At 65.9% G+C, this 24867-nt stretch carries 17 protein-coding genes, 3 tRNA genes and 2 pseudogenes; 15 read left to right on the top strand and 7 right to left on the bottom strand.

Annotated elements, in window-relative coordinates; all coding sequences use genetic code 11:
• Positions 1-11 precede the first annotated feature (11 nt).
• The 4 genes from ACYQOP_RS20755 to ACYQOP_RS20740 form a co-directional block, all read right to left on the bottom strand.
• Positions 12-1325 carry a glycosyltransferase gene (locus ACYQOP_RS20755; RefSeq protein WP_461223743.1) on the bottom strand — a complete coding sequence of 438 codons (1314 nt, stop codon included), beginning with the start codon at positions 1323-1325 and terminating at the stop codon, positions 12-14.
• 232 nt (positions 1326-1557) lie between these two features.
• Positions 1558-3762 carry a polysaccharide pyruvyl transferase family protein gene (locus tag ACYQOP_RS20750; RefSeq protein WP_461223742.1) on the bottom strand — a complete coding sequence of 735 codons (2205 nt, stop codon included), beginning with the start codon at positions 3760-3762 and terminating at the stop codon, positions 1558-1560.
• A gap of 355 nt (positions 3763-4117) precedes the next feature.
• Positions 4118-5443: a glycosyltransferase family 4 protein gene (locus ACYQOP_RS20745; RefSeq protein ID WP_461223740.1), complete on the bottom strand. Its 1326-nt coding sequence runs from the start codon at positions 5441-5443 to the stop codon at positions 4118-4120.
• A gap of 332 nt (positions 5444-5775) precedes the next feature.
• A tRNA-Asn gene (locus ACYQOP_RS20740) sits at positions 5776-5851 on the bottom strand.
• 206 nt (positions 5852-6057) lie between these two features.
• Between ACYQOP_RS20740 and ACYQOP_RS20735 the strand changes: the two genes are divergently transcribed.
• A tRNA-Cys gene (locus ACYQOP_RS20735) sits at positions 6058-6131 on the top strand.
• A gap of 57 nt (positions 6132-6188) precedes the next feature.
• Here the strand turns inward: ACYQOP_RS20735 and glpK are convergent.
• Both glpK and glpD read right to left on the bottom strand, forming a co-directional pair.
• Complete coding sequence (glpK, locus tag ACYQOP_RS20730; protein ID WP_461223738.1) at positions 6189-7694, bottom strand: glycerol kinase GlpK; 1506 nt, start codon at positions 7692-7694, stop codon at positions 6189-6191.
• Positions 7695-7765: 71 nt separating this feature from the next.
• Complete coding sequence (glpD, locus tag ACYQOP_RS20725) at positions 7766-9274, bottom strand: glycerol-3-phosphate dehydrogenase (RefSeq protein ID WP_461223736.1); 1509 nt, start codon at positions 9272-9274, stop codon at positions 7766-7768.
• 523 nt (positions 9275-9797) lie between these two features.
• On the opposite strand from glpD, the gene ACYQOP_RS20720 reads away from it, so the two are divergent.
• The 5 genes from ACYQOP_RS20720 (at position 9798) to ACYQOP_RS20700 (ending at position 14234) form a co-directional block, all read left to right on the top strand.
• Positions 9798-9871, top strand: a tRNA-Gln gene (locus ACYQOP_RS20720).
• Between the two features lie 117 nt (positions 9872-9988).
• Complete coding sequence (locus ACYQOP_RS20715) at positions 9989-10171, top strand: DUF6538 domain-containing protein (RefSeq protein ID WP_348646135.1); 183 nt, start codon at positions 9989-9991, stop codon at positions 10169-10171.
• Between the two features lie 493 nt (positions 10172-10664).
• The gene (locus ACYQOP_RS20710) at positions 10665-12827 is read left to right on the top strand and encodes a marine proteobacterial sortase target protein (protein WP_461223734.1); all 2163 of its coding nucleotides are present in this window, start codon (positions 10665-10667) and stop codon (positions 12825-12827) included.
• Positions 12815-13390 (top strand): class GN sortase, encoded by a 576-nt coding sequence (locus ACYQOP_RS20705; RefSeq protein WP_461223732.1) that lies wholly within the window; start codon positions 12815-12817, stop codon positions 13388-13390. The genes ACYQOP_RS20710 and ACYQOP_RS20705 overlap by 13 nt, the downstream gene beginning before the upstream one ends.
• A gap of 85 nt (positions 13391-13475) precedes the next feature.
• Positions 13476-14234: a helix-turn-helix domain-containing protein gene (locus tag ACYQOP_RS20700; RefSeq protein ID WP_461223730.1), complete on the top strand. Its 759-nt coding sequence runs from the start codon at positions 13476-13478 to the stop codon at positions 14232-14234.
• A gap of 113 nt (positions 14235-14347) precedes the next feature.
• On the opposite strand, the pseudogene ACYQOP_RS20695 reads toward ACYQOP_RS20700, so the two are convergent.
• Positions 14348-14497, bottom strand: a pseudogene (locus ACYQOP_RS20695) (monooxygenase); the annotation flags it as partial.
• A gap of 78 nt (positions 14498-14575) precedes the next feature.
• Between ACYQOP_RS20695 and ACYQOP_RS20690 the strand changes: the two are divergent.
• The 9 genes and pseudogenes from ACYQOP_RS20690 to ACYQOP_RS20650 form a co-directional block, all read left to right on the top strand.
• A pseudogene (locus tag ACYQOP_RS20690) lies at positions 14576-15533 on the top strand (IS630 family transposase); the annotation flags it as partial.
• Positions 15534-15537: 4 nt separating this feature from the next.
• Positions 15538-15909 carry a flagellar biosynthesis repressor FlbT gene (locus tag ACYQOP_RS20685; protein ID WP_461223728.1) on the top strand — a complete coding sequence of 124 codons (372 nt, stop codon included), beginning with the start codon at positions 15538-15540 and terminating at the stop codon, positions 15907-15909.
• A gap of 444 nt (positions 15910-16353) precedes the next feature.
• Complete coding sequence (locus tag ACYQOP_RS20680) at positions 16354-17925, top strand: ABC transporter substrate-binding protein (protein ID WP_207412483.1); 1572 nt, start codon at positions 16354-16356, stop codon at positions 17923-17925.
• 99 nt (positions 17926-18024) lie between these two features.
• Positions 18025-19005 (top strand): ABC transporter permease, encoded by a 981-nt coding sequence (locus tag ACYQOP_RS20675; protein WP_461223726.1) that lies wholly within the window; start codon positions 18025-18027, stop codon positions 19003-19005.
• A complete protein-coding gene (locus ACYQOP_RS20670) occupies positions 19005-19928 on the top strand; it encodes an ABC transporter permease (protein WP_461223724.1) in 924 nt (307 codons plus the stop codon). The genes ACYQOP_RS20675 and ACYQOP_RS20670 overlap by 1 nt, the downstream gene beginning before the upstream one ends.
• Complete coding sequence (locus ACYQOP_RS20665) at positions 19928-21763, top strand: ABC transporter ATP-binding protein (protein WP_461223722.1); 1836 nt, start codon at positions 19928-19930, stop codon at positions 21761-21763. The genes ACYQOP_RS20670 and ACYQOP_RS20665 overlap by 1 nt, the downstream gene beginning before the upstream one ends.
• Complete coding sequence (locus tag ACYQOP_RS20660; RefSeq protein ID WP_461223720.1) at positions 21763-22617, top strand: DeoR/GlpR family DNA-binding transcription regulator; 855 nt, start codon at positions 21763-21765, stop codon at positions 22615-22617. Before ACYQOP_RS20665 ends, ACYQOP_RS20660 begins: the two co-directional genes overlap by 1 nt.
• A complete protein-coding gene (locus tag ACYQOP_RS20655; RefSeq protein ID WP_461223718.1) occupies positions 22610-23902 on the top strand; it encodes an allantoate amidohydrolase in 1293 nt (430 codons plus the stop codon). Before ACYQOP_RS20660 ends, ACYQOP_RS20655 begins: the two co-directional genes overlap by 8 nt.
• On the top strand, positions 23899-24867 hold the full coding sequence (locus tag ACYQOP_RS20650; protein WP_461223716.1) for a phosphotransferase: 969 nt from the start codon (positions 23899-23901) through the stop codon (positions 24865-24867). The genes ACYQOP_RS20655 and ACYQOP_RS20650 overlap by 4 nt, the downstream gene beginning before the upstream one ends.

The following is a 24867-nucleotide window of genomic DNA, read 5'->3' as shown; positions in this document are numbered from 1 at the left end:
GAAAGGGTCGTTCAGAGTCGCTCGTAGAGTTCCTTGAGGCGGCCGCGATAGATCTCGGGGCTATACTTCGCCGCCTGAACCTTGCCCATCTCGGAGAGGCGCCCGCGCAGATCCGCATCCGAATCCACGGCGCGGATCGCGTCGGCGATGTCGCGTGCATCGTAGGGGTTGATCAGCAGCGCGGCATCGCCGGCGACCTCCGGCGTCGAGCCCTCCTTGGAGGTGATGACCGGAGTGCCGAGCAGCATGCTCTCCAACACCGGCAGGCCGAAGCCTTCGTAGAGGGAGGGGAACACCACGCCTTTGGCGCCGCGGATGAGACTGACGAGAAGGGAGAACGGCGCGTAGTCGAACCGCCGGATGCGGTCGCGCTGGTAGGTCATGTTGTCGATCTGTTCGAGATACGAGTTCGTCGTCGGATTGATGAACTTGAACTCGACATCCGATTTCCAGGCCGCGCCGCCGACGATGACGAGAGGTGCCGAGACCTGGCTGGCGAGATAGGCTTCGACGAGGCGGCCGACATTCTTCTTGGGCTCGATGGCGCCAAAGAACAGGAAATAGCCCTTATAGGGCAAGCCGAACGCGCCCTCGATCTCGCGGCGGACCACGTCTTCGGGCTTCTCGGCGAACTTCTTCGGGATTTCCACCGACTGGTAGGTGTTGGTGATCCGGTGCTCGGGGCAGCCGAGCAGGTTGATGATGTCGCGGCGCGAGGTCTCGGACACGGTGACGATGTGATCGGCATCCTTCACGATACGCCGCATCAGGCGTAGGTAGCGCCGCTTGATGTCGCCGGTGGTGAAGGGCAGACGCAGGGGCACGAGGTCGTGCAGGGTGTAGATGTTTTTGGCGCCCGGAATCCGGATCGGCAGAGGATAGGTCCAGTGCATGATGTCGGGCGTACGCAGGCCGCTGACGCGCAGGGTGCGGTTGTAGGTCTTGAAATAGGCGAGCGCGACGTCAAACAGGTTCACGCTGTTCCAGATCTGGTCGAAATACGGCATCCGCGCTTCGAATGTCTTGCTGATGACGGTGCCGGTGATCGGCACTTTCACCGCACGCCGCCCCAGGGGCGAGGTGAGCTGGTCGCGAAGATAGCGCAGGATCACCAGCCATTGCGGCGGGACGCCCACCGCCGGATCGAAGAAGGAGATCTCGCGCAGGAGTGGATCGATGCCCGGCGATGCGCGGGTCCCGTAGAGGACGTCGGTCCGGTAGCCGAGCTCGTGCAACTCGTAGCTCAGGTTGCGGGCGTAGGTGGCGACACCGGTCCCTTTCTCCAGGCCGAGATTGTACCCATCCAGCATCACACTTTTAGGCATTCCAGACTTCCTTGGATGGTTCTGCGATGGGTCGTTGGCGACTAGGATAGAAGACTCGGACCAAATGAAAGATTTGGATCAAGTGCCGTCTTCGCGTCGGCGGCCCGGGTCCATGACGGAAGCATTCCGTTCCTGCTCCCCGGGCGGTGACGTCTCCGAAAGGGACGGAGTTCAGTTCTCCCAGATCGGCGCGTGGACTCGACGATATGACGCGTTCCGCGGAGCCGGAAGCCTAGAACTTGAGCGCTTTGAGCACCTTCGGCTCCACCGGCCAGGGCGTCGCATCGAACTCGACCGCCTTCGGCAGGGGAAAGGCCTCGAACAGGGCCTGGGGCGAGTAGGCCAAGGGACGCCATGTGGCCTTGATCCAGTCGAGGGCCTTGTCCCATTCGGGCTTGGCGCGCCGCTCCAGGCAGAAGGCGTTGAGGCGGGTCACACCGGCGCCGAGATAGAAATCCCGCACCCGGTGATCGACCTTCTCCTCATCGTCGTCGAGCTTGAGTTCACGGCCCTCGCCCTGGCCATAGGTGGCGAACCAGGCGCTCGGAATACCGTAGCATTCCGCGATCACGAGGCCGTGGAGCGAGGTGGAGAGGATGTGCCGGCAGGACACGATTTCCTCGACCTTGGCGCGCAGCGACGGGGCGTCACGTTCGGTGATCGTATTGATGATCCGGATATCGCCCTTGCGCTCGCGGGGGATACCGTAGCGCGTCATCACGTCGAGGACGGTGGCGGCGGGATCCTGGGAGGCGAGCTCGGTCAGGTGGACGATGACGCCGATCTCATGGGTCTTCGCCACATGGTCCATGGGCCAGAACTTGGGCAGCAGGTAGACCGGATCGCCGTAGATCTCCGGCACCGTGATGCCCTGCGCCCTCAGTACGGCGCCGGTCTTGGGGCCGCGCACGGCATGGACGTGGAACTCGGTCCCCGCCGGGCGCTGATAGGGCGCCGGGTTCGGACTGCCCGGCCTGCGCTGGGCATCGAGACCGGTGCCCCACATGTGGACCGTCCCGTTGGTGATGGCATGGCCGATGGTTCCGACCGCGACGAGACGCTCGGAATTGCTGTCGAAGGCCGCATGCCGCACGACGCGCCCGGAGATGGCGGCGACCATAACGGCGCTCAGCGCGTCACCGAAATTGGCGTAGGGAAATTTCTGCGAACTGGCCGCCCAGGCCAGGGGGACCGAACCGGGCGGCAGGGTCGATTTAATGCGCTTCAGGAGAGCGACGGAGCTCTTTTTTTTTTCTAGCTTCGCCGCAGCATCTTCGCCAGCTGGCTCGGAGACAGTCTTTTCGGCCACAGCTCTCGCAGCGGCTTTGGGAGCGCCTTTGGGAGATTCGTCAGGAAATCGGGCGGCTGCCACTTTGGCACCTCCCGGAAATTCCTTGCGGTCCAGGCGGTTCAGCTCGCTGACATCGTGACGTAGTTTCAGGTCAGTCAGCGCCTTGTGCTCCCAGATCGTCTCGCCGGGCGCGGCGGAGATCGGGCTCAGATCGACAGGGAAGGCGTTGATCAGGGCATCGCCATCAAAGCTCTTCGGCGACCAGCTCTTGTCGATGGCCTTCATGATGGCGGGCCAGTCGCTCGGCTTGGGCCGCGGCTGGTTGTAGACATCGATCTTCGGCAGGCCGAGGCCGGTGTAGAGATCGACGATGCGTAGGTCGACATCTCCCTCGGGGGTGAGTTCCACCGATTGCAGCCCGTCTTTGCTCAGGCTCGGCGCGAAATACAGGCAGGGAATGCCATAGGATTCCGCGATCACCATCCCGTGGAGGCTGGTGGAAACGATACGCTCGCAGGACAGGATCTCGTCGATCTTCGACTGAAGCGCGCCGACATGCAGTTCGGTGACGGTCGTGATGAGATGGACGTCGTCGGCGAGTTCGGCCGGAATTCTGAAGCGCGCGATCTCCTTGCGCGGCACCGCCTCCATCTCGCGATTTGCGAGCTCCGACAGGTGTAGGATGACACCGAGCTTGTAGCGCTTCTTGACGGTCGGCTTGTAGAAAAGCGGCAGCAGCCAGACTGGGTCACCGTAGGGAACGGCATGCGAGAGGGTCTTGGCCGAGAGGAGCGATTCTGAGACAGGCCCACGTGTGGCGGTCACGGTAAAGTGCGAATCCGCCGAAGGAACGAACGGCTTCTTTTCGTTCGCCGGCGCCGAGGGGTTGGCCCAGTTCGAGCAGCCCGTTCCCCAGAACCAGACCTGACCATTGGCGAAGCCGTGTCCGATCGTACCGACGCAGGACAGGCGAGGCGCGAAGGACTTCATCGGCGTTCTGCGGATCGGCTTGCCCGAGAGCAGCGCGATCATCACCGGGCTCAAGGCGTCGCCGAAGTTGAGATAGTTCATGTCCAGGGTCGAACCGGCCCAGGCCAGCGGAATCTCGCCTTTTTCACGCACGTACCGGGTGATGGATGTCGCCATAGATCACGTCCTCAGCTCTTAGATTATCTAAAACAAAAACGACGATTGCATCGCCATGACATAACTCAGATCCGCGAGCATCGATACGACCTAAACTCTTGTTCTCGTCTCATCGCAGCCAAGAAAAACGTTGCATAAAAATAAAATTGTCACTTGATTGACTATAAATTCGGCAATTCAACGCAACAACCGACCCTATCCTCCAATGGACATTGAGGTCATTCCGCATTCGATTGCCTGGTTCCCGAATCCATCGATCCTCTCAAGTCATTGGTGCGCCTGATTAAGGCGGATTCCGCAGGGTGTCCAGGGCGGGATTTCACGACTTCGAAAGACGGGGAGGGGGCGAACGACGTTACGGCGTGGTCTGAGAGACGCCTAACTGTGCGACGCCTGCCGGGGGAGCGGCCCGGCCGGGCGGGGCAGGGTGCTTGCCGACCCGGACGGTCTTAGCCTCTTCGTCCACACGTTTTAGCGCCGCCATGATCTGCCGACCTGTATCGGTCCAAGTGGCCGGCCGATAATTTCTTTGAATCTCGCGCTCCTTCTCTCGGAGCAACTCGGGATCGGTGGCATAGGCCTTGATCTTGTCGGCCCATTCCCTCGTCATATGGGGAGGGGCATAGTCGACGAAGTGCCGACCAACCTCGGGCAAGGACGTGGTCTTCGAGACGATGCCGAACTTACCGAAGCTCAGGGCCTCGGCCACCGGTAGCCCCCAACCCTCGTAGCGAGAGGGAAACACGAACATCTGGCAATTCTTGTAGAGGGTCCGCAGGGCCAGATCATCGACCTTTGCGAGGAAGTGGAGCTTCCGCGCCAGCAATGGCGTCCGCCTGATGATTGCACGCAGCATCATGCGCTTCCTGCGCTTGCTATGCCCGACGCAGACCAGGCTCGGGGCCGCCTCCTCATTGCCCTTGAAGGCCAATGACCAAGCCTTGATGGCGACCCGGTGATTCTTCCGCGGATGCACCGACGAAACGTAGAGGATGTAGGGCCCCTTCACCTTCAACGGCCTCGGCGGAGTGTTGTCACCGATCTGCGACACACCGAAATCAAGGGTCACGATCCGCCCGCAATCGAACCCCTGATAGGCGATCAAGGCTTCCGCGGTGGCGCGAGATGGCGTGAAGATCACGTCCGCCGTCTCGAGCACGAGATCAATCCAGCGCTTGAACGTCTCATGGGCTGAACGGAAGGTGAGCTTCGGCTGCTCGATCGGCAGCATGTCGTGGACCAGGATCGCCTTGCGGCAGGAGATGTTGGCGGATTTCAGCGCGCTGACGATGCCGGCATAATTCGAGCGCGACCAGCTCGCCCCGAGCATGACGAGCCACGGGGCGGACCGGGGCATGGAACTGTCGGCAGCCGCCGCCGGCTGGTTCTTGAAGATGCGGACATAACTCAGCTCCTCCACCGCCTTGGCGACGAGGGAGCGCCCCTTGACGGTATTGGTCCGGCCATAGGCCTCGATGAGCTCTAACATCGGGGCACTGATGGGCGCGAGCCGCCGTTTGAAGGGGGTGATGCCGATGGGAGTGATGACGCAGTCGAGATCGTCCGCCTGTATAGCGCTGGTGATCTCATAGACGACGCGCTGGATCCCGGTGATCGGCAACCCTCTTTTGAAGAAGGACACCAGATCCGTGTAGTCCATCAGGATGTTTGCAGACTTCATCGAACGTGCAATGCGGTTCCGACGATGGAGATAGACCGCAGCATGACATGCCCCCGTCTCTGACTGCCCCCGGAGTCAGCGATCTTTGCCATCGTCAGGAAGGCCCCGTCCGCTCGAGAACATAGAAGCTCAATGCGAGCACTACACGCCGAAAATATGACGTCCCCCGCACCGAGTGACGCTACCGCATTGCACTACCCACGCATAGCCGGTCCGGCGGAACGAAGCGCTCATGGATGGCCGAGGTTGAACAGGAATAGGTTTGAAATGAGGAGACCGCTCGGTCTCACACCCATACCTCGTTCGGCGTCACAATCGACCGAAGAGGAAATTGGCTCCCCGAGTAGGACTCGAACCTACGACAAAGCGATTAACAGTCGCTTGCTCTACCAACTGAGCTATCGGGGACCACGGCGGGGTCTCTACACACGGCTTTGGCGGGACGCAAGGCCTCTTCGCATATTTGTCGGCTTTGTTTACGGCCTCGCCTCCGTTTGGCCTCCTGTCGCGGAATCCCCGTTGCGGACGGGGCCCGGGCTCTGTAAGAGACCGGTCACCCCGGATCGACCGTCCGATCCGGGGGCGCCATTCCCTCATCGATGGGATGTGCGAGAGGCCTCGTGGCGGAGTGGTTACGCAGAGGACTGCAAATCCTTGCACCCCGGTTCGATTCCGGGCGAGGCCTCCAATTTCTTTCTCGATGGGTCACGGTGAGGCGAAGAAGGCCGGCAATGGCCGACCTTCCTCATCCCGTCGCTTCCGTCCACCCGAACGAACGCGTCACCGCCTTGCCCCAGGCGGCGTAGAGCCGGTTGCGCCGGTCCTCGTCCATTCGTGGGTGCCAGCGATGGTCGACGCCCCAATTGGCGACGAGGTCGCCCGTGCCGGCCCAGTAGCCCGTGGCGAGGCCTGCCGCGTATGCGGCGCCCAGTGCTGTGGTCTCGGTCACCTTCGGGCGCAGAACCGGCACCGCGAGGAGGTTCGCCTGGAACTGCATGAGGAGGTCGTTGCGGACCATGCCGCCATCGGCCCGTAATTCCTTGATGGCGATCCCAGAATCCGTCTCCATCGCCTCGATGACCTCGCGGGTCTGGTAGGCGGTGGCCTCCAAAGCGGCGCGGGCGATGTGGCCCTTGTTGGCGTAGCGGGTGAGGCCCGCGATGATGCCGCGCGCACTCTCGCGCCAATGCGGCGCGTAGAGCCCGGAAAAGGCCGGCACGAAATACACGTCGCCATTGTCCTCCACGGTGCGGGCGAGGGGCTCGATCTCGGCACTGTCCCGAATGAGGCCGAGATTGTCGCGCAGCCATTGCACCAGGGCCCCCGTAATGGCGATGGACCCTTCCAGCGCATAGACCGGGTCCTGATCACCGAGCCGGTAGGCGAGGGTGGTGACGAGGCCGCAGGTGGAGGGTACCGGCGCCGTCCCGGTGTTCATCAGCACGAAGCAGCCGGTGCCGTAGGTGTTCTTGGCCTCGCCGGGCGAAAAGCAGGCCTGGCCGAACAGGGCCGCCTGCTGGTCGCCGAGGATGCCGGCGATGGGAACCCCGGGGAGGGCGCCGCGCGTCTCGCCATAGACCATGCTCGAGGAGACGATCTTCGGCAGCATCGCCCGCGGGATGCCGAAGGCCGAGATCATGCCGGGATCCCAATCGAGGGTGTCGAGAGCCATGAGCTGGGTTCGGCTGGCATTGGTTGCGTCGGTGACGTGCAGACCGCCCGCGGGTCCGCCCGTGAGGTTCCAGACGAGCCAGCTATCGATGGTGCCGAACAGGACATCCCCGGCCTCCGCCGCTACGCGGGCGCCGGGTACCCGGTCGAGAAGCCAGGCGAGTTTGAGGCCGGAGAAGTAGCTCGCCAAGGGTAGCCCCGTGACCGTCCGGAAGCGGTCCTTGCCGCCATCGCGCGCGAACTCGCTCACGAGCCCGTCCACCCGTGTATCCTGCCAGACCAGGGCGTTGTGAAGCGGGCGCCCGGTGGCGCGATCCCAGATCAGCGTCGTCTCGCGCTGGTTGGTGATACCGATGCAGACGAGGTCGGAAGCGACCAACCCCGCCATCGCCAGGGCCTCGCGCATGACGATGCGGGTGTTGCGCCAGATCTCGTTCGCGTCGTGTTCCACATGGCCGGGGCAGGGATAGATCTGCTCGTGCTCACGCTGGGCCGACGCGACGATTGCGCCGCCGCGATCGAAGACGATGAAGCGCGTGCTGCTCGTGCCCTGATCGAGGGCACCGACATAACGGGTCATGGCCGCCTCCTATCCTTGGAGCGTGTCGTTTCCTGTACGGCTCGCGAGGCCGGGCGCGAGTCCATCGGCTCTCAGGCCGCGCTGGCCCTGCCGGTCATATAGTCTTCGAGCCAAGCCTGTCCCTCGGGTGACAGATGCAGGCCGAGTTTCGAGCGGCGCCAGAGGATATCCTGCGCGCTGCGTGCCCATTCGCGATCGATCAGGTAATCCACCTCCGCCGCCGTGAGTCCCTCTCCGAAATCGGTGCCGAGATCGGCGAGGGTTCGGGCCGTGCCGAGTAGTTCGTCCGTGCGGGTGCCATAGGCACGGGCCAGGCGCCGCGCCATCATCGGCGGCAGGAAGGGCCGTCGCGCCATGAGATCGCCGAGGAACCTCGTGATATCGGCATTCGGCATGTCGCCGCCTGGAAGAATCCCAGTGGCGGTCCAGGCGGGCTTCAACCCCGGTCGATAGGGGGCGAGCTTATCGATCGCGTGTTCGGCGAGGCGCCGGTAGGTGGTGATCTTGCCGCCATAGACCGAGAGCACGGGCAGGCGGCCATCGCGGTTCGAGACATCGAGGACGTAGTCGCGAGTGACCGAAGAGACATTCGTGGCGGCATCGTCGAAGAGCGGGCGCACGCCCGAGAAGCTCCACACCACGTCGTTGGGGCCGACCCGAGCCCGGAACGACCGGTTGATGCAGTCGCAGAGATAGCGGGTCTCGTCCTCGGAGATTCGGACCGGGCCCGGCTCCCCCCCATGGGGCACATCCGTGGTACCGATGAGGGTGAAGTCGCGCTCGTAGGGGATCGCGAAGACGATCCGCCCGTCCGGCTGTTGCAGGATATAGGCCTGCGCGCCATCATAGAGCCTCTTCACGACGATATGGCTACCCTTGACGAGCCTGACCGTCGCACGGCTTGCGAGGCCGAGCGTGCGCCCCAGGGTCTCACTGACCCAGGGACCAGCGGCGTTGACGACCATGCCCGCACGTATGGTCTCGCGGCGGCCGGATACGACGTCGCGGATCGTGGCGACCCAGGATGTCTCATCGCGATGGGCGGATTCGACGGCGGTGCGCGTCCGGATTTCGGCGCCGCGCTCGCGCGCATCCATGGCGTTGAGCACCACGAGGCGGCTATCCTCGACCCAGCAATCCGAATAAGCGAACCCGCGCGTCAGGCGCGGCTGCAACGGCGCGCCCAGATCCGTGCCTTGCAGGCGCAGGGAGGCCGAGCCGGGCAGGGTCTGCAGGCGGGCGAGGTGGTCGTAGAGAAACAGGCCGAGCCTCAGCATCCAGGCAGGGCGTAAGCCCTCGTCATGTGGCAGAACGAAGCGCAGCGGCCAGATGATGTGGGGAGCGAGCCGCAATAGGCGCTCGCGCTCGGCCAGCGCCTCCCGCACCAGTCGGAACTCGTAATGTTCAAGGTAGCGAAGACCGCCATGAATGAGCTTCGTCGAGGCGGACGAAGTGAACTCGGACAGATCGCCCTTCTCGCAGAGCAGCACCCCGAGGCCGCGCCCGGCCGCGTCGCGAGCGATACCCGCGCCGTTGATGCCGCCGCCGATGACGAGGAGATCGTATTCGCGCGCGCTCAACCCGTGACCTCCCTCGCCCTGCGGCGGGAGCGCTCTTGTCCGGCGGGGCTCATTCCACGCGGACCCTGTGACGTTCCTCGAACACTGACGGTCCCCGCCCGAAACGTCGCCGGAATGAATCGGGCCTCACGCTCTCTTCGCCAACCCCGGACAAGTATGGATGTTTCGGTGAGCTGACATTTACGCACGATTTTCCCATCGGACGAATGGCCCCACGGCCGCAGCACATCCGGCCAGTCAGGAGCGGGGGCGCGCGTGCGTCGCGTCGGGAATGCGTGACATGGATGTCGGCGGGTTGCATCTCCCTCGGCAAGGCCGGTCTCGGCTGGGCGGGGAAGTCGACTCCGCCGCCCGCGAGACGCCGACCGTGGAAATACATCCTCGGTGATTTTGGCATCATCGGGGTGGTTGACCGGACGGGAGCAGTGGCTTATGCGAACAACCTCGTTCGGAGGCGCTCACGAAGCTTCCGGCCCAGTTCGAAGAGCGGCGGTAAAAAACGCCTTGTCTTCAAAGGGTTCGTTGGGGGATAGTTTAACGGTAGAACAGTGGACTCTGACTCCTCTAGTCGAGGTTCGAATCCTCGTCCCCCAGCCACTGTCACATCTAAGCCCTTCAGATTATTGAGCTCCTCGCGCAGTCGCCCTGCGGTGTGAGCCTGTTGCTACACACCGCTGCTACACAAGGCACCCAGCCAGGTGCCGCAGGAGCGGAGTGGCGCCGATCGCGAATGTCGTCCTGCGTGGACGCACCTTTCATTTCCGCCGACGTATACCGACAGGCCTGCGAGCGACCTTGTGCCTCACCGAGATGGTGCGCAGCCTCAGGACATCGGACGCGCGGACTGCCAAGCTGCGGGCAGGCATCGAACTGATCAAGGCGTTCAAGGCCCGCTAAAGGCGAATTCGAGCCCCGCGACAAGCTTCTCAATGCGAAGCGAGCATGCCTCGCATTGTACGGCGAACAGCCCGAGCGCGGCCACGAGGGCTGTTCGGGCGAGATGTAGCCAATCCACGCCGATGCTCTTCTCAAACGGCCAGCGCAAGCTCGTCATCTCGTCGGTCGTCGGGGATCTCACGGGCTTGGAGTTGGCTGTCGCAACTCGAGCCTGCGCAACCCGAGCCTGCCCGGCAATCGCCGATGACCACCCTTCCGCAACACGGCCGCCTGGGACGCGGCCGTGCAGCGAGGTTCGCCTCTTCTTGAAGGCGGAGCGGAACCGCGTTGTCCGCACGGTACCGGACGGACACCGGACAGATCCGCCTGCGCCGGGCTCAGTCGTCCGGGTGCGGCCCGAGACTGGCCGAAGCGTCCCATGGCGAAGCTTCGATGCGCGGGTGAATCTCCGAAACGAGCCGGCCATCGAGCCGGGAGCTCGGAGATCAGACCCATGCTACCCTCAATTCTCACCAAGCGCGTCCGCCCGCCGGATGGCACCGGAATCGTCCAGCCCGTTTCGCCGTTGTTCCTGGCGCTTCTCGCGCTACTCATTTCGATCTGCTCGGCCAGTGCCCTGCCGGCACCGTCGAGCGGCAGCCTGGTTCTGCGTGTGCCGGATGCCGCCTCGCCGGTCGAGGCGCCGCGTCTCAGCACCGATTTCAGCGTCACCATCAGCGGCCCGACCGCCCGCACGGTGGTGACGCAGGCCTTCCGCAACACCACCGGGTCCTGGGTGGAAGGCACCTACCTTTACCCGCTGCCGGAAGATTCGGCGGTCGATACGATGAAGCTCGTGATCGGCGACAAGGTGATCGTCGCCGAGATCCGCGAGCGCGCGGCGGCCAAGCGCATCTACGAGGCGGCCAAGGCGGCCGGACAGAGCGCGGCCCTGACCGAGCAGGATCGGCCGAACGTCTTCACCAACACCGTCGCCAATATCGGACCGGGCGAGACCGTGCTGGTGCAGATTGAGTACCAGCAGACGGTGGCCATGTCCGGGGGCACCCGCTCCCTGAGGCTGCCCCTGGTGGTGGCTCCTCGCTACAACCCGGCCCCGCCCGCACTGGATCTCGTCTCGGCGCGTGATGAGACGGCCTCCGACCCGGTGCCCGATCGCGATCGGATCACCGCGCCCGTCCTCGACCCCTCCCTGGCCGCCCCGGTCAATCCCGTCGGTATCACGGTGCGGCTCCAGGCCGGCTTTCCGCTCGGCATGGTGAGGAGCGCCACCCATCCTCTCCATGTCGACGAGACCGGCCCGGAATCCCGGCGCGTGACCCTGGCCGACGGCGTCGCCCCCGCCGACCGCGACTTCGAACTCACCTGGGAACCCGTGCCGAGCATGGAGCCGCGCCTCGGATTGTTCCGCGAGACGGTGGCCGGCCGCACCTACCTCCTCGCTACCGTAACCCCGCCGGACGCGAACGCGGCGCGGCGCCAGCCCCGTGACGTGGTCTTCGTCATCGACAATTCGGGCTCGATGTCCGGCGCATCGATGCGGCAGGCGAAGGCCGGGCTGCTCGCCGGCCTTGCCCGGCTCACGCCAAGCGATCGGTTCACCGTCATCCGCTTCGACCACACCATGAGCCAGCTCTTTCAGGAGCCGGTCCCGGCGAATTCCGAGAACCTGCGGGCGGCCGAGAGCTTCGTCGCCGGATTGGAAGCGAGCGGCGGCACCGAGATGCTTGCGCCCCTCCGTGCGGCCCTCGCCGACAGCCATCCGGAGGATCGGACCCGCGTCCGCCAGATCGTCTTCCTCACGGATGGCGCCATCGGCGACGAGAACCGGATCTTCGCCGCGATCCACGACGGCCTCGGCCGGAGCCGGCTGTTCATGGTTGGGATCGGCTCGGCTCCGAACGGGCACCTGATGCGTCACGCCGCCGAGATCGGTCGGGGCAGCTACACCGCGATCCACACCGTCGACCAAGTGGCCGAGCGCACCCGCAGCCTCTATGCCAAGCTGGAGACCCCCGCCGTCACCGACCTTGCCGCGACGCTCTCGAACGGCGGTGACATCACCCCGAATCCGCTGCCCGACCTCTACCGTGGCGAGCCGGTGGTGCTCGCCGCCGACATCGCGGAGCCGACGGGCACCCTGACACTGACGGGCCGTATCGGCGAAGCGCCGTGGCAGACCAGCGTGTCCCTGGCCGACGCGGCCGAGGGGACGGGCATCTCGAAGGTCTGGGCACGCTCCAAGATCGCCGAGGCCGAAACCGCCCGCGTCACCGGGCGCGTAATGCCGAACCAGGCCGATGCCACGATCCTGCAGCTCGCCCTGGCGCATAAGCTGATGACCCGCCTGACGAGCCTCGTCGCCGTCGACGCGACCCCGCGCCGGCCGGCCGGTGCTCCCCTCGTGGCGACCGATCTGCCCCTGAACCTGCCGGCGGGCTGGGACTTCGCGAAAGTCTTCGGCGAGCGCGCCGCGCAGCCGCCGCAGGAGCGCCGCGCCGCTCTCATCCCGGCCCAGGCCATGGTTCCGGCCCAGGCGGTCCCGCTGCCCCAGACCGCGGCGGGCACCCGGGCGCAGATCCTCTTGGGTCTCGTCCTGCTGCTCGGCGGATTGCTCACCCTTCGCCGGGTGCGGAGCGTCCGATGCGCCGCATGACCGGGGGGAGGGTGCTCGCCACCCTCCTCATCCTCGCCGGCCTCGGCGTCCTGGTCGGAGCCGCCTGGATTCCCGCCAAGGCCGCGCTCGCGCAGGTGCTCCTGGAGCGTGCCTTCGCCCGAAGCCTCGCCGAGGGCCGCCCGGTGCGGCCCTGGCCATCGGCCGATACCGAGCCGGTGGCACGACTCACGGTGGCGGAACAGAGCTTCGTAGCCCTGCGCGGCGGCAGCGGACAGGCCCTGGCCTTCGGCCCCGGCCATCTCGACGGGACACCGGAGGCGGGCGAGCCGGGCACCGCCATCTTCGCGGCCCATCGCGATACGCAATTTGCGGTGCTCGCAGCGGTGAAGCCGGGCGATGTCGTCTCGGTGACCCGACGGGACGGGCGCACCATCCGTTTCCGGATCAGCGGCAGCCGGGTCGTGTCCTGGGACGCATCGGGCATCGATCCGGCCGCCCCGGGACGGAACATCGCCCTCGTGACCTGCTGGCCTCTGGATGGCCTGGTGCAGGGGCCGCTGCGCTTGGTCGTGGAGGCAGAGGCGGTGGACGGCGCGGATTGAGCCACTCCGCTTACCAAGCTGTGTCTTGCCAGCCTGTGCGGTTTCGTGCGGATCTCTGCAGAGACGAGCGACGAGCCGAGAGACCGTGCAAGAACCCGAGACCGAGCTGCCCGAGGGCCAGAGCCGCGCCATTGCCCAGGCCGTGCGCGAGGCGCTCGCCCGTCGCCGGATCTCCCGTCAAACGCTCGCCGATCTGGCTAGGATCAGCATCTCGACCCTGGAGAAGGCTCTGGCCGGCCGCCGGCCCTTCACGCTCGCCACCACCATCCGCCTGGAGGAAGCGCTCGGCCAGCGCCTGCGCAACGGCACCGAGCCCGTCAGCGCAGCACCGGAGACGCGGCACGCTCCTTCCGAACTCGGCTCCTATTCCCGGGAATCCGCCGCTTGGCTCGAAGGGCGCTATCTGACGCTGCGGCCATCCTTCGGCATGGCGGATGCGGTCTTCGCCTATCGCACCGAGATCGCGTGGGACGCGGCGAGCGCACGCCTTGCCTTCCGCGAGGCTGAGCGAAGCGATGCACCTTTTGCCCAGACCGGCAGCGTCGCGGTGCCGAACCAGTCGGGCATGATCTATCTCGTGACCAATTGGCAGGGGCAATGTCGCCTTGCCGTGCTCTGCCGGCCGACCATTCATGGCGAGATGTTCGGGCTGCTCACGACGCTGCATGCGGGACGCGGCACCCAGTTGACCCCAGCCGCGGCCCCGCTCGCCCTCATCCCCGAAGTTTCGGCCGGCCCAGAACTCAGCTACGGACGCGTGACGTCCGGCATGCCGGCCTATGCCGATTACCGCCGCCAACTCGGACGGGTGTTCGAGGAGGGCTACGGGGTATTGTTTGGCTGAGCCGACTCAAATCGGACGATGTCAAATCCAGCTATCCCAGAAGTAAAGGGAACCGGTGAGCCCCGACCAACGCCATCGCTATCGCTGGTTCTACTTGTCCTTGAAAGGGGGCATCATTTCGGCAGCACTTGGCCAGTCTTCCACTGGAATGGCGGTTCGGTACCATTGATGGCGAAATCTCCGACGATGCGGTCCTTGAAGAGCCGGGGGTTGTGCGACGAGACCGTGCGGGCATTGCGCCAATGCCGGTCTAGAGCCGTGCCCTGGCGGTTTGAATCGTTTGGAGTAGGCGATCTGGCTGGCGTGTGAGTCACTGGACGGGCTTATGAGGGGGGATTGCCATGCCTTCGGCCCTGTCAGTCGATCTGCGCGAGCGTGTGGTCGCCGCGATTGAAGCGGGTGCATCGCGGCGTCAGGCTGCCAAACGCTTCGGGGTCGGGGCAGCCAGCGCGATCCGTTGGCACGAGCGTTACCGGCAGGACGGGCGGATCGCGCCCAAGCCCATGGGCGGCGACCACAACTCGCAGCGCCTGGAAGCGCAGGCGGCCCTGATCCTTCGGATCAACGAAGAGCATCCGCAATCCTTCCTGCGTGAACTCCGCGACGCTCTCTCGGAACGGGGCGTCCGGGCAAGCACGAGCAGCCTGTCACGCTTCTTCGCCCGGCATGGGATCACCCGTAAAAAGGAGCTGCCCACGCAGCTGAGCAGGAGCGGCCGGATGTGAAGGCCGCACGCGAGGACTGGTTCGAGCGTCAACCCGATCTCGATCCGGATCGCCTGGTCTTCCTCGACGAGACGGCCGCCACGACCAAGATGGCCCGCCGCTACGGTCGCGCGCCACGCGGCCAGCGCTGCCGGATCGCCGTGCCTCACGGTCACTACAAGACCACCACCATCACCGCTGCCCTGCGGGCCACGGGACTGATCGTCAGAACCGTCTTCGATGGAGCCACGAATGGTATGCGGTTCCGGGCCCACGTCACCGACACCCTGGCTCCGGTGCTCGAACCCGGCGATACCGTCATCCTCGACAACCTGAACGCCCATAAGGTCGCCGGGGTGCGGGAGGCCATCGAGGCGGTCGGCGCACGGGTTCTCTACCTCCCGCCCTACAGTCCAGAACCGAAGGACCGCGAAGCGACTTCAACCCCATCGAGCAGACCTTCGCTAAAGTGAAAGCCCTCCTCCGGACCGCCGCAGCGCGAACCGCCGACGACCTGACCATTGCCATTCGAGAGGCTTTCTCTGCCTTCCGACAAGACGAATGCCGCAACTATCTCACCGCCACTGGATACGATCCCTATGATCCAAAAGCCCTACGAGGGCTTCCTCATCAACGGCGCGCTCATCCGCAACGGATCGCGGCGCTCCGACTTCCTCATCGAGACCCACTGTAAGTTCCTGCGCGAATCCGAGGTCATCAAGGAGAGCGAGGCCGACACGCCCGCGAAGATGCTCTGCGTCACCCTGCAGATCCTCTACCTCGCCGACGACCCGGCCGAGGCCGAGGACCTTTTCGCCCGCCAGGCCACCGAGATCATTCGGACGACCCCGGCGCTGGCCCCCCACCTGCTCGCGATTCACGACGCGATCGCGGACCGCCGCCACCACGGAGCGATCAAGCTGGGCCGCGCCCTCGTGGTCGCCGAGCGGAGCCTTTCCGAGGCCGCGTGATCGATAAGGGTGCCGAGCGGCAGGCTCCCTCACGCCGGCCGTCACGGCGCAACCTCTCGCTCGAAGCATGCGACGGCCCGACGCCGGAGATCCCGGAACGGTGCATCGACCCGACCGGGCTCCGCGACGTGTGGCGATACCCGGCGAGGCTACTTCATGGAGCCTCGTTAAATTGGCCTATGAGCGAGGTTGACGCTGTCCTCCACCGAAGCGCCGGCGCGGCGCAGGCCCGCACCGGGCCAGAGCCCTGCTGATATCGCCCCTTCGCTGATCCCCACCCATCGATGGGACGAGAGAGCCGGATCGCCGATTGGGAGCCATCTCCCGCCCCGCCCCGCCACCATCCGCCCCATGCCCGTTTTGACCGATTCGAGCGCTCTGGCACGCGCCGTGCTTTGTGGTTTTTGACCACTTTGACGGATACGTGGCTTTGGGAGTTTCAGGATGGCCGACGGGATGGATCGCAGGCGGTTTCTGCAAGGCAGTGCGGCACTGGCCGGTGTCAGCCAGATCAATCCGGACTTCCTGATCTCCTCCGCTTTCGCGCAAGGGGGAAAGCCGCTGGTGTTCCTGTCCGCCGAAAACATCACCGGCAACTGGGATCCGACCGCTCACACCACGCTCTCGCAGAAGAACATTGAGGGATTCGTGATGGGCTTCCTCACCCGCACGCCGATGACGCTCGATGACCCGAGCAAGGTGGTCTACGAGCTCGCCACCGATATCCAGCTGATCGAGCCCACCCGCCTGCAGATCAAGCTGCGCAAGGGCATCCACTTCCACGACGGCAAACCGTTCAAGGCCGAGGACGTCAAGGCCACCTTGGAATACGGCTCGGGCAAGGACCGGCCGGCGCAATGGTATCCCGGCCCGACCGACACGCTGACCATCACGACGCCCGACGACGAGACCGTCATCGTCGACACGTCGAAGGGCGGCTATCCCGCCCATCTCTTCATCTTCCTGGCGTCGTTCCTGCCGATCATGTCGGCCAAGGACATCGCGGAAGGGCCGGGCGGCGCCCTGACCCGCCGGCTCAACGGCACGGGTCCGTTCCGCTTCGTCGAACAGCGCGGCAACAGCACCGTCCTCGCCGCCTTCGACGGCTACTTCAAGGGCAAGCCGGCGATCCCGGGCATCGACTTCACCTTCACCGGCGACTCGACCACCCGGATGCTCTCGCTGATGAACGGGCAGGCCTCGATCGTCGAACGGCTCGAGCCCGAGCAGGTCGAGACCGTGAAGGCCAACCCGAAGATCGCGATCAATCAGGTCGTCTCCGTCGAGAACAAGTATCTCTGGTTCCGCTGCTCCAAACCGCCCTTCAACGACGTGCGCATCCGGATGGCGGCCTGCCACTCCATCGACCGGGCGATGATCGTCGAGCTTCTGGGGGCGGCCGGCCACGCATCCGCGAACTACGTCTCGCCCGTGAAATTCGGCTACGTCGATCTCGAGAACTATCCGGCCTACGACCCCGCCAAGGCGCAGGCGCTGCTGGCCGAGGCCGGCTTCCCGAAGGGGAAGGGGCTGCCGCCGCTCGAATACATCACGTCGGTGGGTTTCTACCCGAAGACCAAGGAATACGGCGAGGTCATCACCGCGATGCTCAACGAGCAGGGGTTCCCGGTGAGCCTCACCGTCCTGGAACCGGCGGCATGGAACGAGCGCCTCTACCATCGCCCCGGCGGCGGCCCGGGCCACATGGTCGATTGCGGCTGGTCCACGGGCTCGCCGGAGCCGGATCTGGTGCTGCGCACCCATTTCCACTCGTCCTCGCACCGGATCACCGGCATCGAGGACGCCGCGATCGACGCGAGCCTCGACAAGGAGCGGGCCGCGCCCACGCTGGAAGCACGCAAGGCGATCCTTCAAGACGAGACCATGCCGCTCCTCGCGGCGAAAGTGCCGGCTTTGTCGCTGTTCACCTCCGTGATGATCCACGCGATGCAGAAGGAGCTGCAGGGTCTCTATGTCTACCCCGACGGCTCCATCGACGCCTCCAAGACGGTCTGAGCAACCAGCCCGATCCCATGCGCGTCGGGCGCGCGACACGGTCCGCTCCGGCGGGAGACGTGTCGCGCCCTGCCGAACCCGTCACCGGACCTGCACCCGATGTTCGTTCTCAGTTTCCTCGCCCGGCGCCTCGCGCAGGGTGCGGTCATCATCTTCCTGGTCTCGCTGCTGATCTTCACGCTGCTTCGGGTCGTGCCGGGCGATCCCGTGCGGCTCATGGCCGGCGGCATGGCGCCCGAAGCCCTGATCGAGCAGATCGCCACCCAGATGGGTCTGCGCGATCCCATCCCGGTCCAGTTCGGACGCTACATCGTGCGCGTCGTCCAGGGCGATCTCGGCCAGAGCTTCGTGCGGCCGGCCAACGGCGCGTCGACCGGCGGCGCGACCTTCAACGACACCACCCGCGGCGAGCGTGCGAAGGTCCTGGACCTCATTTTCGATGCCCTGCCGATGACCCTGCAACTGGCGGCATTGGCCCTGCTCTTCGCCCTCGTTTTCTCCAGCCTTCTCGGGATCGCGGCGGGCCTGCACCCGGGCGGCATCGCCGATAAGCTGGCTTTCACCGTCTCGTCGGTCTTCGTCTCACTGCCGAATTTCTGGCTCGGTATCGTCCTGGCGCTGTTGTTGTCGGTGAAGCTCGGCTGGCTGCCGGCGATCGGCTATGGCGGCTTCTCCTACACCGTGCTGCCGGCCCTGGTGCTCGCGGTGGAACTGTCGCCGGTGCTGATCCGGACCCTGTCGGGGGCCGTCGCCGCGCAGATGAGCGAATCCTACGTCGCCGTCGGCCATGTCCGCGGATTGTCGCCGAGCCGGATCGTCGCCGCTCATGCCCTGCGCAACGCCTCCGTCCCGTTGCTCAACCTGCTCGGGGTGCAGTTCTCCAGCCTGCTCGGCGGCGTGATCATCGTCGAATACATCTTCGATTATCCCGGTCTGGGGCTGCTCACCATCAATGCGGTGCTGCAGCGCGACTTCCCGCTGATCCAGGGCATCGCGATCGTCACCAGCGCGATCTTCGTCCTCATCAACATCCTCGTAGATCTCGCCGCCACCTCCATCGATCCGAGGCTCGAATACTGATGAGCGCCCTCGACGCCACCCTGGTCGCCCAGCCATTGCGGGTCGACGTCGCCGCCTCCCGCTCGATCGGCCGGCGCATCCTCTCGCATGCCGGCCGCTCCACCGAGTTCCGCATCGGCTTCGCGCTGTTCACGCTCCTCGCCCTCGCCGCTGCCTTCTACCCCGAGCTCAGCGGCATCGATCCCTTGAAGATGAACGTGCGCGCGCGCCTGCTGCCGCCGCTGTTCGTCGGTGAGACCTGGAGCTGGGCCCACCCGCTCGGCACCGACCAGATCGGCCGCGACATGCTGGTGCGCAGCCTCGTCGGCCTGCGCTACTCCTTCCTGATCGGCGTTGCCGCGGTCGCCGTCACTCTCCTGATCGGTTGTGCCCTCGGCACGATCGCGGGTTATTTCGGCGGTCGCACGGATACGGTGGTGATGCGCATCACCGACGCGCAACTCTCGATCCCGATGATCATCTTGGCCATCGCGGTGCTCGGCGTCTCGCGTCCGACGATCCCGGCAATCATCCTGGTACTCGGCCTGTCGAACTGGCCAGTCTATGCCCGGGTGATGCGGTCGATGGTCATGGCCGAGCGGGGCCGTGAATACGTGCGGGCCGCGCAGGTCTCCGGGGCGACGCACCCGCGCATCATCCTCACCCTGCTGGTGCCCCTACTGGTGCCGCCGCTGCTCTTCACCTCGGTGCTCGACGTCGCCCGGATGATGATCTTCGAGTCGACGCTCGGATTCCTCGGTCTCGGCGTGCAACCGCCGACACCGACCTTCGGCAACATCATCGCCGATGGCCGCAAGTACCTCCTCAATGCCTGGTGGATCGCCACCATGCCGGGAGTCTTCCTGTGCCTGACGCTGACCAGCATCAACCTGATCGGCGCTGCCTTCGAGCGCGCGCGCAACACGATTCACGGAGGCGCCTGATGGGCCCCGTCCTCTCCGTCCGCGATCTGCGGATCGACCTGAACCTTCCGGGTCGCGAGCGCCGTATCCTCGACGGCATCTCGTTCGACGTCGCGCCGCGTGAGATCGTCGGCGTGGTCGGCGCTTCCGGCGCCGGCAAGACGGTGCTGTCCCGGGCGGTGGTCAACTGGATCGCCCCGCCCCTGGTCATCGGCGGCGGCGAGGTTCGGTTCCGCGACCGCAACCTTCTCACGCTGCCCGCGCGCGCGATGCGGCGGCTACGCCGCGACATCGCCTATGTCGGCGCCAATCCCATGGGTGCCCTCGATCCGACCCTCCCGGTCGGGCGCCAGATCGTGGAGAAGATCCGGGCGGTGGCGCCGGAGGTGAATGCGGCCGAAGCACAGGACCGCGTGATCGCGATGCTCGACGCGGTGCGCATTCCCTCGGCGAGCGCGCGCTTTCACGATTACCCGTCGCAATTCTCCGGCGGAATGATGCAGCGGGCCCTGATCGTCGACGCCATGATCTCGAACCCGGCGCTTCTGGTCGCCGACAACGTGACCCAGCCCCTCGACGTCACCGTCGCCGCCCAGGTGATCCGCCTGATGCGCGAGCTGACCGAGGGGTTCGACACCGCGATCCTGTTCGTCTCGTCCTCGCTCCCCGTCGCCCGCGAGGCGGCGAGCCGTATCCTCGTCATCGATGAGGGCAGGCTGGTGGAGGAGCAGCCGACCGAAGCGCTGATCGCCGCGCCCCGCCATCCCTATACCCGCGAACTCGTGGCGCAGATCCCCGCGATCTGGAGCGCGCGGCCGACGGTGCCGGCCGTCCCGCGGAAGGGCGCAATACCGGGCTCCGCCATCGTCAGCCTGCGGGACGTGTCGCAGACCTACCGGGTGAAGAAGCGCGGCAGCTTTGCCGGGACGAGCGCGCTGCGCGCGGTTCGCCATGTCACCTTCGACATCCACAAGGGCGACAGCTTCGCGGTGGTCGGCGAATCCGGCTGCGGCAAGTCCACCCTGATGCGCCTGCTCAGCCGCCTGGAACGGCCCAGCAGCGGCGAGGTTCTGTGTGAGGGGAGGGACATTGCAGGGCTTTCCGGGTCCGAGCTTCTCGCCTTCCGGCGCAAGCTTCAGCTCGTGCTCCAGGATCCGTTCGACTCGCTGCCTCCGCGCACGGGCATCGGTGCGATGCTCGAAGCGCCCCTGCGCACTCATGGCTGGCGCGACGCCCGGCGTATCCGCGACAAGGTACGGGACGTCATGAACGATGTGGGGTTGCCCGTCTCGCTCTACGACCAGTTGCCGCTCGGGCTTTCCGCCGGGCAGCGCCAGCGCATCAACGTCGCCCGCGCCATGGTGCTCGACCCGGAGATCCTGCTCATGGACGAGACCCTCTCGGCCCTCGACCAGACGGAACAGTTCAAATTGCTGGCCTTGTTCGACACGCTCCAGCGCGCGCACGGCCTCACCTACATCTACATCAGTCACGACCTCGCCATGGTGCGCAAAGCCTGCAACCGTATCGCCGTGATGTATCTCGGCGAGGTCGTGGAACTCGCCGATAACGAGCGCCTCTTCTTCGATCCCGGCCATCCCTATACGCGGACCCTGCTGTCGGCGATGCCGACCCTGGAGGAGCGGCGCTACCGGCCGGAGGATTGTCTCCTCGAGGGCGAGCCCCCGAGCCCGATCGACCTGCCGACCGGCTGCTCGTTCCGGTCACGCTGCCCGCAGGCATTCGAGACCTGTGTGACCCTGAGCCCGCACCTCGGCGTGCGCGGATCGCGCGATCTCGCCGCCTGCCATCTCGTGACGGATCCCGCCCCGAACCGTGTCGCCGGACTCGTCTGATGCACGGCTTGTTCCTTCGGCGGGCCCATCTCCCGGTCGGCGTCGGGACCGGGGCACATGGCCCCGGATCGGCGGCAAAGGAGGGAATGCCTGCGATGGGGATTACCGGGCGTCGCCTCGATCTCGTCCTCGATGCGCTCGAACGCGACGGGCGGGTAACCGTGAAGGACCTCGCGACCCGGCTCGCCATTAGCACCGAGACCGTGCGGCGCGACCTGCGCGACCTCGAACTGCGTGGCCATGCGCGGCGGGTCTATGGCGGGGCCGTCCTCGACCGGAGAGAGAGCGACAGGCCCTTCGACGAACGTGTCCGGGTCGGCGCCCGGGAGAAGGCGCGGATCGCAGAGGCCGCCCTGCCACTCGTCGAGGACGGCATGACGGTCTTCATCGATGCGGGCACCACGACACTGGCCTTCGCCCGCAAGTTGCTGGGCCGGCGCATCCGGGTTCACACCAACTCCATCGACATCGCAGCGCTTCTGGCGGGCGATCCCCAGGCGCAGGTCACCGTGCTGGGCGGAGACATGAAGCCGGACTACAGGGCCCTGTTCGGCCATCGCACGCACGCCGTCCTGCGCGAGCACATCTACGACGTGGCGATCATGGGCATCGTCACCGTGCATCACGCGCATGGGTTCATGGATCTGGGCGAGGACGAGGCGGTCCTGCGCCGTCTCGCCGTGGAGCGCACGCGCCACTCCGTCATCCTGGCCGATTCCTCCAAGTTCGGCCGGCTCGGCACGATCCGCACCTTCGGCCTCGACGCCGTCGACACCCTCGTTACCAACGCCCCTCTCACGCGCGATATCGCGCGGGCCTTTCAGCGCACACAAGTGGATGTGATCCATGCCTGAGACGACCTCACCCTCTTCTGTACGGATCGACCCCGCGCGCCTCCAGGCCATGATGGAGGCTGTCTCCGTTTTCGGCGGCGGAGCGGACGGCTCCATGACCCGCCTGACCCTCTCGCCCAAAGACGGACAGGCGCGCGACTGGCTCGCCACGTGGTTCCGCAAGAACGGCTTCACGAGGAAGGTCGATCCTATCGGCAATCAGTTCGGTCGCCTCGATCTGGCCGGCGCCAACGCCCCCGTGGTGATGGTCGGCTCCCATATCGACAGCCAGCCCAATGGCGGCCGTTTCGACGGCGCACTCGGTGTGATCTCCGCCTGCGAGGCCATCCTGGCGGTCCGCGAGAGCCTGGAAAAGAGCGGCGGCCGGTCCGCCTGCAACTTCGTGGTCGCCAACTGGACCAACGAGGAAGGGGCTCGCTTCCAGCCGAGTCTCCTCGGCAGCAGCGTCTTCACGGGAGCGGCGGACCTGGCCTGGGCCCTCGACCGGCGGGACGGGGCGGGGATCTCGGTCGGCGAAGCTTTGGAGAGCATCGGCTATGCCGGGACCGATACCGTCCCGATTCCAGACGCCTATCTCGAGTTGCACATCGAAGGCGAGTCGGTCCTCGAGCGGGAAGGGCTGCGGTTCGGTGCCTTCACGCGGTTCTGGGGAGCCGTGAAGTATCGCCTCGCCTTCCTTGGGCGGCAGGCCCATACCGGGCCGACCCCGATGGCAGCGCGCCACGACGCCCTCCTGGCCGGGGCCTATGTCATCACCGACCTCAAGGCGCTGGCCGGGGAATTCGGGCTCGACCTGCACACCTCCGTCGGCCGGATGGAGGTGTATCCGAACTCGCCCAACACCGTTCCGAGCGAGGCCGTGCTGTTCATCGAGCTCCGTTCCGCATCGCAGGCGATCCTGGCCGAGGCGGAGACGCGGCTGCTGGCGAGCATCGAGGCGGCCGCCGCACGGGCCGAAGTCGGGCATGAGATCCGCTCCATCGACCGCCGCGCGGCCGGACGGATGTCGCCCGGTCTCGTCCACCTCGCCGAGCGCGCGAGCGACGCCAACGGCGCCCCGGCCCGATCCCTCGACACGATCGGCGGCCATGATGCGATCAGCCTCGCGGCGGTGTGCCCCTCCATCGTGCTGGCCGTCCCCAGTGTCGGCGGCGTGATCCACCACCCGACCGAGTTCACCACGCCGGAGGATCATGCCTTCGGCACGCAAGTCCTGGCGGATATGCTCCTTATCCTCGCCAACGAGGGCCTGTCGGTCCTCGAAGTGGAGAAGGAGCGTCGGTGAAAGCGCTCGGCATGCCGGCGGATACGCAGGAACGCCTCGCCGAAGCGGCCCTTGCCGCCGCGCCCATGCTGGCGGGGAGGGCGCTCCATTATCGGGAGGCCGTGCCGGGGGTCGCCTCACCGTCCTATCACGGCGTCGAATCGACCTCGTACCACGTCGGCGAGGCCGCGGATGCGGCACCTCGCTACTTCCTGAAGGTGGGGGAGCGCGCGGCCGCGGCCTTGCTCGATCCCTCCGCTGCCTTCCGGGCAGCGCAACGGATCGCCTCCCTGGGTCTTGCGCCTCGCCCCCTCCACTTGGCCGAGGCGGAGGGCGCGATCCTGTTCGAGTCTCTGGGCCCCGAATGGCGTCCCGCCACCCTCGACGCGTTGCGCCGGCCCGAGCGCATGGTCACGGTCTTCGAGGCCTTCCGGCGCATCGGTGCCGGCGAACCGTTCGAACGTCGCTGGAGCGTCTTCGAGGCGATCCGCGGGCTTCGCGCATTCCTCGGCGAGGAAGCCGACACCCTGCCGCAGGATTCCTGGTTCCTGTTCGATTGGGTCGACGCCATCGAGGCGGCGCTGACAGCCGCCGGAACCGAGATCCGTCCGGCCCATGCCGACCCCCATGCCTCGAACCTGCTGTTCTCCCCGGACGGCGCGCTCCAGCTCGTGGATTTCGACATGGCCTGTGACACCGACCCCCATTACCAGCTCGGCGCCTTTCTCAACGAGGCCTGCCAGTTCGACGCCCAGATGAAGCCTGCGATCGAGATGGCGGAAGGGGCTTACCGCGACGCCATCTTCCACCGTTGCCGGGCCTATGCCGCCGCCGACGATCTCCATTGGGGCCTCCGGGCCCTGGCGATGGACCGCCTGTCACCCCGCCGCGCCCTGGAATTCCGCAAATATGCGGCCTGGCGCTTCCTGCGGTGCCGGATGCGGGTCGGTGGACCGGGTTTCGAGGAAAGCCTGAGATCCCTGTGA

This window comes from Methylobacterium sp. CM6247, assembly GCF_054817925.1.
Note: the sequence above shows the minus strand (reverse complement) of the source record. Positions and strands in the feature narration are given on the sequence as shown.

Excerpts from the sequence above, each read along its gene's own strand:
- ACYQOP_RS20755 (WP_461223743.1), bottom strand. The coding sequence starts at position 1,325 with ATGCCTAAAAGTGTGATGCTGGATGGGTACAATCTCGGCCTGGAGAAA.
- ACYQOP_RS20750 (WP_461223742.1), bottom strand. The coding sequence starts at position 3,762 with ATGGCGACATCCATCACCCGGTACGTGCGTGAAAAAGGCGAGATTCCG.
- ACYQOP_RS20745 (WP_461223740.1), bottom strand. The coding sequence starts at position 5,443 with ATGAAGTCTGCAAACATCCTGATGGACTACACGGATCTGGTGTCCTTC.
- glpK (WP_461223738.1), bottom strand. The coding sequence starts at position 7,694 with ATGACCCGTTATGTCGGTGCCCTCGATCAGGGCACGAGCAGCACGCGC.
- ACYQOP_RS20710 (WP_461223734.1), top strand. The coding sequence starts at position 10,665 with ATGCTACCCTCAATTCTCACCAAGCGCGTCCGCCCGCCGGATGGCACC.
- ACYQOP_RS20705 (WP_461223732.1), top strand. The coding sequence starts at position 12,815 with ATGCGCCGCATGACCGGGGGGAGGGTGCTCGCCACCCTCCTCATCCTC.
- ACYQOP_RS20685 (WP_461223728.1), top strand. The coding sequence starts at position 15,538 with ATGATCCAAAAGCCCTACGAGGGCTTCCTCATCAACGGCGCGCTCATC.
- ACYQOP_RS20680 (WP_207412483.1), top strand. The coding sequence starts at position 16,354 with ATGGCCGACGGGATGGATCGCAGGCGGTTTCTGCAAGGCAGTGCGGCA.
- ACYQOP_RS20675 (WP_461223726.1), top strand. The coding sequence starts at position 18,025 with ATGTTCGTTCTCAGTTTCCTCGCCCGGCGCCTCGCGCAGGGTGCGGTC.
- ACYQOP_RS20670 (WP_461223724.1), top strand. The coding sequence starts at position 19,005 with ATGAGCGCCCTCGACGCCACCCTGGTCGCCCAGCCATTGCGGGTCGAC.
- ACYQOP_RS20665 (WP_461223722.1), top strand. The coding sequence starts at position 19,928 with ATGGGCCCCGTCCTCTCCGTCCGCGATCTGCGGATCGACCTGAACCTT.
- ACYQOP_RS20660 (WP_461223720.1), top strand. The coding sequence starts at position 21,763 with ATGCACGGCTTGTTCCTTCGGCGGGCCCATCTCCCGGTCGGCGTCGGG.
- ACYQOP_RS20655 (WP_461223718.1), top strand. The coding sequence starts at position 22,610 with ATGCCTGAGACGACCTCACCCTCTTCTGTACGGATCGACCCCGCGCGC.